This window comes from Ligilactobacillus murinus DSM 20452 = NBRC 14221 (assembly GCF_001591685.1).
Lineage (GTDB): Bacteria > Bacillota > Bacilli > Lactobacillales > Lactobacillaceae > Ligilactobacillus > Ligilactobacillus murinus.
The window spans coordinates 100,971-113,276 of sequence record NZ_BCVJ01000001.1 but is presented as its reverse complement, the minus strand read 5'-3'; the positions used below and the strand labels follow the sequence as shown (position 1 = coordinate 113,276).

The 12,306-nt window shown below is 39.5% G+C and carries 12 protein-coding genes; all 12 read left to right on the top strand.

What is annotated here, in order from left to right; translation table 11 throughout:
* Positions 1-128 precede the first annotated feature (128 nt).
* The 12 genes from LMU01S_RS00550 to holA all read left to right on the top strand — a co-directional run bounded on the left by LMU01S_RS00550 (position 129) and on the right by holA (position 12,284).
* Positions 129-419: a DUF1507 family protein gene (locus tag LMU01S_RS00550; RefSeq protein WP_056959397.1), complete on the top strand. Its 291-nt coding sequence runs from the start codon at positions 129-131 to the stop codon at positions 417-419.
* Positions 416-1,618, top strand: coding sequence for an FtsW/RodA/SpoVE family cell cycle protein (locus LMU01S_RS00545; protein ID WP_056959399.1), 1,203 nt, complete (start codon positions 416-418; stop codon positions 1,616-1,618). Before LMU01S_RS00550 ends, LMU01S_RS00545 begins: the two co-directional genes overlap by 4 nt.
* A 42-nt stretch (positions 1,619-1,660) precedes the next feature.
* Positions 1,661-5,086 (top strand): pyruvate carboxylase, encoded by a 3,426-nt coding sequence (locus tag LMU01S_RS00540; protein ID WP_056959401.1) that lies wholly within the window; start codon positions 1,661-1,663, stop codon positions 5,084-5,086.
* Positions 5,086-6,207 (top strand): CAP-associated domain-containing protein, encoded by a 1,122-nt coding sequence (locus LMU01S_RS00535; RefSeq protein WP_056959403.1) that lies wholly within the window; start codon positions 5,086-5,088, stop codon positions 6,205-6,207. Before LMU01S_RS00540 ends, LMU01S_RS00535 begins: the two co-directional genes overlap by 1 nt.
* A gap of 52 nt (positions 6,208-6,259) precedes the next feature.
* Entirely contained in the window at positions 6,260-6,550 is a 291-nt protein-coding gene (locus LMU01S_RS00530; protein WP_004048926.1) for a YlbG family protein, read from the top strand.
* Positions 6,551-6,592: 42 nt separating this feature from the next.
* Positions 6,593-7,207, top strand: a complete 615-nt coding sequence (rsmD, locus tag LMU01S_RS00525) for a 16S rRNA (guanine(966)-N(2))-methyltransferase RsmD (RefSeq protein WP_076149390.1) — start codon at positions 6,593-6,595, stop codon at positions 7,205-7,207.
* Position 7,208: 1 nt separating this feature from the next.
* Positions 7,209-7,679 (top strand): pantetheine-phosphate adenylyltransferase, encoded by a 471-nt coding sequence (gene coaD / locus LMU01S_RS00520; RefSeq protein WP_056959407.1) that lies wholly within the window; start codon positions 7,209-7,211, stop codon positions 7,677-7,679.
* Between the two features lie 62 nt (positions 7,680-7,741).
* Positions 7,742-8,023, top strand: coding sequence for a hypothetical protein (locus LMU01S_RS00515; RefSeq protein ID WP_056959409.1), 282 nt, complete (start codon positions 7,742-7,744; stop codon positions 8,021-8,023).
* 70 nt (positions 8,024-8,093) lie between these two features.
* Entirely contained in the window at positions 8,094-8,390 is a 297-nt protein-coding gene (locus LMU01S_RS00510) for a ComEA family DNA-binding protein (protein WP_056959411.1), read from the top strand.
* 59 nt (positions 8,391-8,449) lie between these two features.
* The gene (locus tag LMU01S_RS00505; protein WP_056959413.1) at positions 8,450-8,938 is read left to right on the top strand and encodes a ComE operon protein 2; all 489 of its coding nucleotides are present in this window, start codon (positions 8,450-8,452) and stop codon (positions 8,936-8,938) included.
* Between the two features lie 86 nt (positions 8,939-9,024).
* Positions 9,025-11,175, top strand: a complete 2,151-nt coding sequence (locus LMU01S_RS00500) for a DNA internalization-related competence protein ComEC/Rec2 (protein ID WP_056959415.1) — start codon at positions 9,025-9,027, stop codon at positions 11,173-11,175.
* A gap of 77 nt (positions 11,176-11,252) precedes the next feature.
* Positions 11,253-12,284, top strand: coding sequence for a DNA polymerase III subunit delta (gene holA, locus LMU01S_RS00495; protein ID WP_056959417.1), 1,032 nt, complete (start codon positions 11,253-11,255; stop codon positions 12,282-12,284).
* Positions 12,285-12,306 lie beyond the last annotated feature (22 nt).

The following is a 12,306-nucleotide window of genomic DNA, read 5'->3' as shown; positions in this document are numbered from 1 at the left end:
AGTGCGATCTAAATCACACTTGTGGTTTTTTAGTGATTTTGTAAATATTTTTAAGGTGTTACAGTTGGACAGACATATTCAAGCGGTTTTATGATATAATTGCGGAAGTATGAGAGGAGTTTAAGTTGATGGAAAACTTTATTTCAAAACAACAGGCTTTAGCTGTTTTGCAACGAGATGCAGCTGAGATCTGTGACCTATTAGGCAAGCAAAGTAATATTTTGTGTCGGACGGATTGTCCCGCTTTTGAAGAAGTTGCAGACACAAGGATCTACGGCTTTTCTTGTGAAGTCAAGTTTTTGATGCGAAGTGGTCTATTGACCACTTCGGAGGGGCATCAGCTGATAAAAGAACTTGAAGAAAAACTAGGTAATATCCAAGCAAGGGTGACACCAGACGTTGGAGTGGAATGGGAATGAAGACAAAGTTTCTAAATAAACTAAAATATTTTGATTATGGCTTATTTATACCTTTTCTCATTTTATCTTTGATCGGGGTCGTGATGGTTTATTCGGCTAGTTCGATCAATCTATCATATTTGACCGGAAAGACGATGCAGTATTTTATCCGGCAATCGATCTATGTGATCATGGGGATCAGTTTGACGATATTATTTGCGCAAACTAACCCGCGTTGGTGGCGCCGACCACGGATGTTATTTTTCGGCTGGGTCTTTTTGATGGGCCTCTTGGCTTATGCTAAGTTCTTTACTTCAGCTATCAATGGGGCAAATGGCTGGATCAATTTAAAAGTGATCAGTATTCAGCCTTCTGAAATTTGTAAGCTATACTTAGTGATGTTTTTAGCCAATCTTTTTGCTAATTACACAGCCAAAGGTAAGAATGTCTTTTGTAAAAGAATACGAAGAAAGCTTATCACAAAAGAACTATTTCTTTTTTTGATGGTCGCATCAATGTTGGGACTGATCGTATATGCACCTGACTTTGGTGGCTTTGGGATCAGTTTTGCGATCGTTATCGTGATGTACTTGGCATATGCTGATATAAACTACAAAACAAGCACGTGGATCATTGTTTTAGGGACTGCGCTTTTAGGTTTCCTTGCTTATCTTTTGCAGTTTACGACTATTCTTAGTAACACAAAACTTGGTTATATCATACAACGTTTTTTGGCAGTATTTGATCCATTTAAATATTCTAACTCAAGTGGTAAACAGTTGGTAAATTCATTTTATGCTGTTAGCAATGGTGGATTGTTCGGACGCGGGCTTGGTGAAAGTATCCAAAAAAGAGGTTACCTTCCCGAACCGTATACCGATTTTATTCTCTCTGTGATCGCTGAAGAATTAGGTGTGTTGGGAGTGATCGTTGTGCTATGTTTATTGGCTTGGATCATTTTGAGGATCTTTATGATCGGCATTCGCTCAAAGAGCATCTATGCGATGTATTTTTGTTATGGCGTAGGGACCTTTTTTGCTGTTGAGACCTTCTTTAATGTTGGTGGGGCGATCGGCTTGCTACCGATCACTGGTGTTACATTGCCATTTATCTCCTATGGGGGCTCAAGTATGATCGTTTTAACGATCGCTTTGGGGATGGTGATGAATATTTCGGCGACGCAAAAAAGGGGCCTTGAAGTAGAAGTTTTTGGTAAGTAGGTCTGTAGGAAATAGAAGAATTTAGGAAAGTGGTGTTTATTGATGAAAAAGATTTTAGTTGCTAACCGTGGCGAGATCGCTATTCGGATCATTCGAGCGTGTCATGAACTTAATTTACAAACAGTTGCGATCTATGCTAAAGAAGATGAGTATGGAGTCCATCGTTTTAGAGCCGATGAATCCTATCTGGTTGGTGCTGGCAAAAAGCCGATCGAAGCTTATCTAGATATGGATGATATCATCCGGATCGCTAAAATGACAGGAGCTGATGGGATCCACCCTGGTTATGGTTTTCTTTCTGAAAATGAAGAATTTGCCCAAAAATGTGAAGAGGCTGGGATCACATTTATTGGACCAACAGTTAAGCAATTACAAATGTTTGGTGATAAGATCGAAGCTAAAGAAGTGGCGCATGCTGCTGGCTTAGAGACGATCCCAGGGACTGAAGATCCAGTCAGATCGATCACTCAAGTCCGTGAATTTGCCGATCAACATGGTTATCCGATCATGGTCAAAGCTGCTTTAGGTGGCGGGGGCCGTGGGATGCGGATCGTCTACTCTGAAGCTGAATTAGAAGAAGCTTATAATCGTGCGCGTAGTGAAGCCATGCAATCTTTTGGCGATGATGAGCTTTATGTCGAAAAATACCTACAAAATCCTAAGCATATCGAAGTCCAGATCTTGGGGGATAAATATGGCAATATTTTGCATTTGTTTGAACGTGATTGTTCTGTGCAACGTCGTCATCAAAAGGTGATCGAATTTGCGCCAAGTATCACTTTAGATGATAAGCGGCGACAAGAGATCTGTGAGGCAGCTGTTCGCTTAGCCAAAAGTGTCAACTATCAAAATGCTGGAACAGTTGAATTCTTAGTTACAGATGATAAATTTTATTTCATCGAAGTCAATCCTCGTGTCCAAGTAGAGCACACGGTCACTGAAATGATCACCGAGATCGACATCGTCCAATCGCAGATCTTGATCGCTGCAGGTAAAGATCTCTTTAAAGATCTGCATCTACCACAACAAAAAGAGCTTAAATATCATGGCTGTGCGATTCAATGTCGGATCACGACCGAAGATCCTGAAAATAACTTTATGCCAGATACAGGTAAGATCGAAACGTATCGTTCACCAGGTGGTTTTGGCGTGCGGTTAGATGGTGGGAATGCTTATGCCGGTGCCGTTGTGACCCCATTTTACGATTCATTGTTGGTAAAGACATGTGTGCAGGCACGGACTTTTAATGAAGCTGTAGCTAAAATGGATCGGGTCTTACGTGAATTCAAAATCCGGGGAGTCAAAACTAATATCGATTTCATGCGTAAAGTTATCAATAATGATATCTTTAAAGCAGGTGCGGCGAACACGACTTTCATCGATCAAACACCTAGCCTATTTGAGTTTGAACGTAAAGCTAATACTGTCAACCAGTTGCTCAAATATATCGGAGATGTAACAGTCAATGGGTTCCCGGGCGTTAAGCAACAAAAGAAGATCTTTGTGCCAGATATCAAGTTAAAAGATACTTTTGCACCAAGTGATACGATCAATGCTAAAAAAGTCTTTGATGACTTAGGGGCTGAGGCAACGATGAAGTGGGTCAAAGATCAAAAAGAAGTTCTTTTGACCGATACTTCAATGCGTGATGCGCACCAAAGTTTGTTTGCCACACGGATGCGGACTAAAGATATGGCTCCAGTGATCGAAGTTTACGATAAAGCTTTGCCAAACGTCTTTTCTGCTGAAGTTTGGGGGGGAGCGACCTTTGATGTAGCTTACCGTTTCTTGAATGAAGATCCATGGTTACGTTTGAAATTCATGCGTGAAAAAATGCCACATACACTCTTACAAATGCTTTTACGTGGATCTAATGCAGTTGGTTATCAAAACTACCCAGATAACGTTTTAAAAGCATTTATCGATAAAAGTGCAGCTAATGGGGTCGATGTTTTCCGGATCTTTGATAGCCTAAACTGGATCGAACAAATGGAAAAGAGCATTCAATATGTACGCGATACAGGCAAGATCGCTGAAGGTACGATGTGTTATACCGGAGATATTTTAGATAAACATGAAACTAAATATACTTTGGCTTACTATGAAAACTTAGCTAAACAATTAGTTGATGCAGGTTCACAGATCATCGGGATCAAGGATATGGCCGGCTTGCTCAAGCCAAAAGCGGCCTTTGAGTTGGTCGGAGCTTTGAAGCAAAAAGTTGATGTGCCGATCCATTTGCACACACATGATACAACCGGAAATGGAGTCTCAACTTATGTGGCTGCAACTAAGGCTGGCGTTGACATTGTCGATACAGCTATGAGCTCACTTTCTGGTACAACAAGTCAACCAAGTATGGGAAGCTTCTATTACGCATTGGAAGAAGATGCACGCCAACCAAAACTTGAAATGGAAAATGTTGAAAAGATCAATCAATATTGGCAAGGAGTAAAACCGTTCTACCAAGCATTCATGAATGGGATGACTTCGCCACAAACTGATATTTATCAAACTGGAATGCCAGGTGGACAATATTCTAACTTACAACAACAAGCTAAGGCATTAGGGATCGATGACTTTGAATTAGTCAAGCAAACTTATCGCGATGTCAACGAACTTTTAGGTGATATCATCAAGGTCACACCAAGTTCAAAAGTTGTTGGTGACTTTGCGATCTTTATGATCCAAAATAATTTAACTAAAGATAACATCTTGACTCGTGGGCAACAGCTCGACTTCCCTGAATCAGTAGTTGATTTCTTCTATGGGGATCTTGGCCAGCCATATGGTGGTTTCCCAGAAGAATTGCAAAAAATTGTCTTAAAGGGCAAAAAACCGATCACTGTTCGTCCAGGAAGTTTAGCAAAACCAGTTGATTTTGCCAAGATGGAACAAGAATTACTAGAAAAGATCAAGCGTAAACCGACGGCTGAAGAAGTATTGAGCTATATTCTTTACCCAGATGTCTTCATGGGCTATGAAGAAAATACCAAACGCTTTGGTTCAATGGGCGTCTTGGATACGACCACGTTCTATCAAGGGATGCGGCCAGGCGAAACGATCCGGGTCAAATTTAGACCTGGTCGTTCTTCGATCTTTAGATTGGATTCGATCTCTGATGCTGACGAAGATGGTAATCGCAGTCTCTTCTTCTCAGCTAACGGTCAAAACTTGCAGATCGTGATCCATGACAAGAGTAAAGAAGCTAAGGTCAATGCTATTCCTAAAGCCGAGCCAACTAACCCAAATCATATTGGTGCAACATTGAGTGGTTCAGTGCTAAACGTTTTAGTCAAAAAAGACCAAGTTGTTAAGAAGGGTGAACCTTTGGTCGTTACTGAAGCGATGAAGATGGAAACTACGATCAAAGCGCCATTTGATGGTAAAGTGACGCATATTTATGTTAAAGATGGCGATGTGTTGGCAAGTCAAGATCTGCTGCTTGAATTAGAGCCGGTCAAATAATGTTTGAGCGCAACTTTTGGAAAAAAACGTGTGTGTGTTTTGTGATCATTTTGCCAGTTTTGTATTTATTGGCGCTCTTTACAAATGATGACAAGACTGATAAAAAAGAGTTGTCTCATTCAAATGAACCACACTCACAAGTTGTTCCTAAAGTAACTAAAATAAAGACGCAAGGTTTGGCACGCTATATTGGCGTGTCAAATCTTGCTTTTAGCGCTGATTTTGGTCGACCAACACAAGTGATCACCAGTGCAGAAAATATCGAATGGCAGCAGTACCGCTGGGAAGATAAAACATATATGTTGGTCGGGATCAATAAATATAGCGCTAAGGTCTGTGCGATCTATCTTTTAGGAGAATCGCCCCTAGCAAGTGAGTTAAAAAATGGTTTGAAAAAAAGAAAATTACAACAAAAATTCCCACTAGCTATGGATCTTAAGCTTAGATCAAATGAACAAACGGCACAGATAAAGTTGAATCAGACCGATATAGAAACAAAACCCTTGATTGCATTTAAAAATGGCAGTTATGCAGTGAGCTATTTTTCTAGAGTGACTAAAAAAGTAGTTGCAGTGGAATATCTCGATAAAGAAGAATTACTGCGTAGTGGCTTATATCAGGTAAGCTCGCAGACGCCTTTACCAGTGCGCTATAGTACGGATGTTTTATCCTCTGATGATCAAGATACGATGATACAGGGGATCTGGGAAGTTTTAACTTTTGAACGGGCACAAAGAAAAGTGGCCCAGTTGAGCCAAAGTGAAGTTGCAACAGCCGTAGCCCAAAGAATAAGTCAGACTTTAGAAAACGATCCTAAAAAATATTTGCCCAAAAAACAATTACAACAGTACCAGCGACTTAAAGCAGATCGTTTAAATGACGTCAAAGTTTTACAATTAAAGCCTAATGATATATCAGCACAATTATTAGCCGATGCACAAGTTGAGGCAGCTCGCTTTGAAATATATATCAGTGGCCCAGTTGTGAATCCAGCGCAGTTAGTAGCAACGACGGGGAAAAATCAAAGCTTTTGGAATAAGATTTTGTTTTCTAAAAATACAAAAATTGGATTTGATTATGAAAATTCGTGCTTGATCGTAGTTTATGATAAAAATGAATAAAATATTTGAAAAATGATGATACAATAGTAGAAGATATGTAGGTGATAAAAAGATGGCTTTTGAAGCAAAAAAACGTCGTGGCGTGATCGTATATCTTTATCATTTGCGCCAAAGTAAACAATTACGACGTTATGGTAATCTTCAGTATGTTTCACGTAAGATGAAGTATGCCTTGATCTATATGGATGAGGTAGATGTAAAAAAAACGGTCGAAAAATTGAAACAGTTACGCTTTGTTAAAGAAGTCGAGATCTCAAATCGACCTGATATCACGACAGAATTTTCCAAACAAGATCATCAAGCATATAAACTGACTGAAGAAGATCAAGAAAAGTTTAATTAAAGATATATCTATTTATATAGATCTTGGTAAAAAAACGATGTCATGAGTTGCGTTATTGCTAGCGTGACAATTGACAATAAAAGAGAGCTGAATTATATGAGAGTTGTAGCAGGAGAATATGGGGGGCGGCGTTTAAAGGCAGTTCCCGGAATGAAGACCCGTCCTACGACGGATAAAGTTAAAGAAGCGATGTTTAATATCATTGGTCCGTATTTAGATGGGGGCCAAGTTTTAGATCTATTTGCTGGTTCAGGTGGTCTTAGTATCGAAGCTGTTTCACGTGGCGCTGACCATGCGACTTTGGTAGACCGACAATATCAAGCGATCAAAACGATCCATGAAAATTTGAGTGTTACCAAAGAAGAAGATAAATTCACAGTGCTAAAAGGTGACGCTTATAAAATGCTCAATAAGTTGGCTAAACAAGAGCAAGGCTTCGATTATGTTTTCCTTGATCCACCGTATAAAAAACAACAGATCTTAGAATTGATGGAGCAATTAAAAAAATTAGGGCTGTTAAATACCGATGCTTTGATCATTTGTGAAACAGATCAAGTCGCTGATCTTCCCGAAGAATTGGCTGATTTTGAACTTATTAAAAAAGCTGATTACGGGATCACAGAATTAACGTTTTATCGTTATAAGGAAGTGAACTAAAATGAAGGCGATCTTTCCTGGAAGTTTTGATCCTGTAACAAATGGACATTTAGATATCATTAAACGCAGTTCAGCGATATTTGATGAAGTGTTTGTCGTGGTTTTGACCAATACCGCTAAAAAGCCGATGTTTTCGGCAAATGAACGTCAAAGCTTTATTCAAAAAGCAACTGAAAAAATACCTAATGTCAAGGTTTTATCTAAGGAAGCTGATCTAACAGTGAATGTTGCTCAAACATTAAAAGCCCAGGTCATTATTCGCTCAGTCAGAAATACTCAAGACCTCGAATTTGAGCAAAATATTGCGGCTATGAACAAAGAGCTGGCACCAAAGATCGAGACTTTGATCTTATTGACCGATCCTAAGTATGCCTTTTTATCATCGACTTTGGTCAAAGAAGTTGCACGCTTTAAGGGTGAACTAGGTAATTTAGTGCCGCCGATCGTTCAAGCAGCATTAAGTGAAAAATAATTTTTAAGAGTAGGAAATATTTCCTGCTCTTTTTTCGTATTTATGTAATAGGGGGCGAGAAAATGAATGATTGGTATGATTTTTTGATGGAATATAAGTGGCGATTTCTTTCAGGTGGTATTTTAGCAGTGATCTTGACTATTGTGGGTGCCTTTGTGTTTGAACATTCAGCTACGAATACAGCTGAAGTTTTTACCTCAAATTCTTCAAGTCATCAAGTGATCCAAACAGTTAAGCAAAAGAAAACAACGGACTACGTATATGTAGATGTTAAAGGTGAGGTCAACCATCCAGGGTTATATAAGCTTTTAGCTAGTGGCCATGTGAGGCGATGCGATCGCTAGCGCTGGTGGTCTAACAGCTCAAGCGGAAGTTTCGCAGTTAAACTACGCCAAAAAACTGACCGACCAACTATTGATATATGTTCCTAAGCAAGGAGCGACTACTAATGCTCAGACGGCGGTTGCTCCAGCAGATCCACAGACTTCTTTGAGCGCGAATGTATCGGGAGCAAACGGTAGTAAAGTGAATTTAAATACAGCAACCAAAGAACAGCTGATGCAAGTCGATGGGATCGGTGATAAAAAAGCGACAAAGATCATCGAATATCGGCAACAGCATGGTTCATTCAAACAATTATCTGAATTAAAGGATATTTCGGGTATTGGTGATAAAACGTATCAGAAATTGAGTAAGTCTTTAACGATATAGGCAATAATAGTTATCTTTGATATACTATTACTAAATTTAGAGATGACGAGGTAGGAAAAATGGAAAAACGAATTCCTTGGGATCAATATTTTATGTTACAAGCAGTTTTGCTATCGTTACGGAGTACTTGTACACGTTTATCTGTAGGGGCGATCTTGGTCAGAGATCAGCGAATGATCGCCGGTGGCTATAATGGCTCAGTTTCAGGTGATAAACATTGTATTGATGACGGTTGCTACATGGTCGATGGGCATTGTTTACGCACGATCCATGCTGAAATGAATGCCGTTTTACAATGTGCTAAGTTTGGGATCCCCACAGATGGGGCAGAACTTTATGTCACGGATTTTCCATGCCTACAATGCACTAAGATGTTATTGCAAGCAGGAGTCAAAAAGATCCACTATCTCAGAAATTACAACAATGACCCTTATGCACTCGAACTATTGAAGTTAAAAGAAGTTGCACTCGAGCAAGTTAAACTCGATAAGGAATATATTGACACTGCTTTGTTCAAGCAATTGGTCGCTAAAGGGGAACCTAAGTAATCCAAGTTATACTTTTATTGACAGCCTTTATAGCTGTCAGTTTAAGTTTTTGGATACTTGACCATACTTGGATAGCAGGAGTGGTCGTGTTAGTTTTGTTCTTAAGACTGTTGGCTACTAAAAATATTCAAATGATCAGTAGTGTGTTGGTGGTTTGTGTGTTTTTTAGTATCCGATTTTATACTTGGCAGCAAAATACACGCCAGGTCATGGAAGTTACACCATATGTGACCCAGAAACAACATTTGCTGATCTACAGCGATGAAACTAAGATAAGCGGGGATCTGTTAACGTTTAAAGCCTGGTGGTGGGAAAAACGCCAGTGGGTGAATGGATATTATCGGATCAAAACTTTAGCTGAAAAAAAGACATTATTGCAAATGGATAAGACTAAGGTCTGGGATGTAGCGGGAAAAGTTTTACCGTTACAAGCACCGACCAATGAGGCTCAATTTGATTGGCGTCGCTTTTATCAAGGGAAAAATATATTTCTAGCTTTTGCTGTGAAACATTATACTTTACAAAAGGTGCCACCAGGACAAATGGCGTGGCGCGGGAGGTTGCACGATCTACGCCAAGCGTTGCGTGAAACGTTAAAAAAGCTTCCGCGACCATTAGATTGGTATAGTGCTACATTGTTATTAGGAATAAAGTTGGCTGATGCTGATAAAACTTTAGCTGATATCACGCGATTAGGATTGTTGTATCTGTTTAGTTTATCTGGTCTGCATGTTTTCTATGTAGTTAAAACTTTACGTCATTTATTAAGGTTATTGCGCTTACCTAGATGGCTAAAGAGTTTAGTGATTTTGGGAGTTTTACCCGTTTATGTGATCTTGGGTGGAGCCTCTGCGAGTTTAGTACGTGCAGTCTGGATGTGTTGGATAAAGTTGGCAACTAGCCGCATAAAAGGAGTGCACTTAAAACCAGCCACTATTTGGGCAGTAGTGTTATTACTCGAATTATGGCGTTATCCGGCGTTATTTTATCAGCTAGGGGCACAACTGAGCTATCTTTTGACCCTGGTGATCATTACAAGTAAAACGAGTTCGAATTGGCTGTTTAATTTGAAACTAAATGCTTTTAGTGCGCCACTCGTATTGTATTATACGTATCAGTGGAATTTCTTGACCTTTTTAATAACGGGTTGGATGAACCTAATATTTGAGTATATTATTTTACCAGTGACATTTATCGGTGCAGTGATCCCATTTTTGCAGAATTTAGCAGCTCAGATCTTACAGCTGATCTCAACTGGTTTAACTTTATTAGCGCGTGCACCGAGTAATTTTGTTTTTGGAAGACCACCGCTGATAATGGTCTTACTTTGGTTGGGCATATTATTGTGGTTACAGGGTAGTTCTAAAAAACTTCGCTGGTCAGCTTTGCTAGGAATAAGTTATTTTTTGACCTTTTTATTGCTACGCTATCCCTTGAGTAGTGAGGTCGTGTATTTTGACATAGGGCAAGGTGACTGTACTTTGATCAGAGAACGTTTTTCACGTCGGGTGATCTTGATCGATACTGGGGGCAAAGTCCATTTCGCAATGCCTAACTGGAAAAAGCGTCCTACTAAGACAAGTGGTGAGACGATCGTGGCTAATTATTTGCTAAGTAAAGGGATCACCCAGATCGACCAACTATATTTGACACATCAAGATGCAGACCATGTTGGAAATTTTCCTAGTTTGAGCCGATCGATCAAGATCAACCAGATGATCGTACCGGCTGGGATGGAAGACCTCCCTAGTTTTAAGCGCCGGTTAGCTAAGTCAAGGGTTGCGCCTAAAGCAGTTAAAGGGGTAACTGATAAGGTGAGCCTATCTGATCCACATTTGAAGTTACTGCATCCTTTTACTCGTGGTCAAGGAACAAATGCTGATTCGCTCGTTTTGTGGCTCGATTTTTATGGCCTAAAATGTATTTTTACAGGTGATCTTGATCGTAAAGGAGAACTTGCGATCATCAAGAAATATCCTGATTTGACAGCAACTGTGTTAAAGACTGGACATCATGGAAGTAAGACAGCGACTGATCCAAAATTTGTACGACAATTAGCCCCTAAAGTTGCGATCATTTCTGCTGGACGGCATAATCGATATGGTCATCCCAATAAAGAAACTTTAGTGACTTTACAAAATGCAAAAGTTTCATACTATGTGACGGCTAAAGTCGGGATGATAAAACTTACTGAAATGTTAGGTCATTTCTCATTTTGGGATCTTAAAGATAATTAGAGCTAATAGGATAAATATGGTATGATTGTTAAATCGGAATAATAGCAGAAGAAGGGAAGCGAGCTTTAGTTAAAACTATGGTGACAGTAGAAAAAGTCTTAAATGACATTGAAAAAAATCAGATGGCACCAGTTTATTTGGTCTTAGGTGAAGAACAGGTCAATGCTGAAAAGATCAAACAAAAACTGATCGCCAATTTCCCAGAAGAAGAACGTGAATTCAATATTGGAATTTATGATATGGAGGAGGTAACGCTATCGACTGCACTAGCCGACGCAATGTCAGTACCGTTTTTTGGGGAAAAGCGACTCGTGTTTATAAATCGACCGTACTTTTTGACCGGTGAAGCTAAAAAGGTAAAACTCGAACACGACCTAGATGAATTGATCGCGTATGTAAATGACCCTGAGCCAACGACTGTATTAGTTTTGATGGCACCTTATGCTAAGCTAGATGAGCGTAAAAAGGTGGTCAAGCAGATCAAGCAAAAAGCTGTTGTAGTTGACAATAGTCCCCTAACAGAGATGGCTGTACGTAAGCATTTATTAGCAGAGTTGGCTCAAAAAGGCTATACGATCGATCCTAGAGCTTTAGAGATCTTATTGCAGCGAACAGATGCTAATTTGACTGCGATCGCTAATGAGTTACCTAAATTATTATTAGTAGCTGAAGATAAGCAGATCACTGTCAATGAAGTGTCTGCGATGGTCTCACGCTCTTTAGAACAAAATGTGTTTGATCTAGTCGAACTGGTTTTGCAAAAAGATACGGCTAAAGCTTTGGAGTTATATCGTGATCTATTGCAACAAAAAGAAGAACCTTTAAAGATCAATGCGATCTTAGAAGGTCAGTTTCGATTATTGCTTCAAGTTGAGATCTTACAAAAGCATGGTTACGCTCAAGGTAATATTGCAAGTACGTTAAAGGTTCATCCGTATCGAGTCAAATTAGCCTTGCAAAAAACACGGGTCTTTAAACGCCAGGATTTAAAAAATGCCTATCTCGGTCTGATCCATATCGAGGAACGCTTAAAAACTACGACGCAAGAGCCAGAATTACTCTTTCAATTATTTATGCTTAATTTTGCTCAAAAGGCAGTCGCGGTCTAACAAAAAGAGCTTGGAAAGTTAA

Coding starts and splice junctions, on each gene's coding strand:
- holA (WP_056959417.1), top strand. CDS start 11,253: ATGGTGACAGTAGAAAAAGTCTTAAATGACATTGAAAAAAATCAGATG.
- LMU01S_RS00515 (WP_056959409.1), top strand. CDS start 7,742: ATGAATGATTGGTATGATTTTTTGATGGAATATAAGTGGCGATTTCTT.
- LMU01S_RS00545 (WP_056959399.1), top strand. CDS start 416: ATGAAGACAAAGTTTCTAAATAAACTAAAATATTTTGATTATGGCTTA.
- coaD (WP_056959407.1), top strand. CDS start 7,209: ATGAAGGCGATCTTTCCTGGAAGTTTTGATCCTGTAACAAATGGACAT.
- LMU01S_RS00550 (WP_056959397.1), top strand. CDS start 129: ATGGAAAACTTTATTTCAAAACAACAGGCTTTAGCTGTTTTGCAACGA.
- LMU01S_RS00540 (WP_056959401.1), top strand. CDS start 1,661: ATGAAAAAGATTTTAGTTGCTAACCGTGGCGAGATCGCTATTCGGATC.
- LMU01S_RS00530 (WP_004048926.1), top strand. CDS start 6,260: ATGGCTTTTGAAGCAAAAAAACGTCGTGGCGTGATCGTATATCTTTAT.
- LMU01S_RS00535 (WP_056959403.1), top strand. CDS start 5,086: ATGTTTGAGCGCAACTTTTGGAAAAAAACGTGTGTGTGTTTTGTGATC.
- LMU01S_RS00505 (WP_056959413.1), top strand. CDS start 8,450: ATGGAAAAACGAATTCCTTGGGATCAATATTTTATGTTACAAGCAGTT.
- rsmD (WP_076149390.1), top strand. CDS start 6,593: ATGAGTTGCGTTATTGCTAGCGTGACAATTGACAATAAAAGAGAGCTG.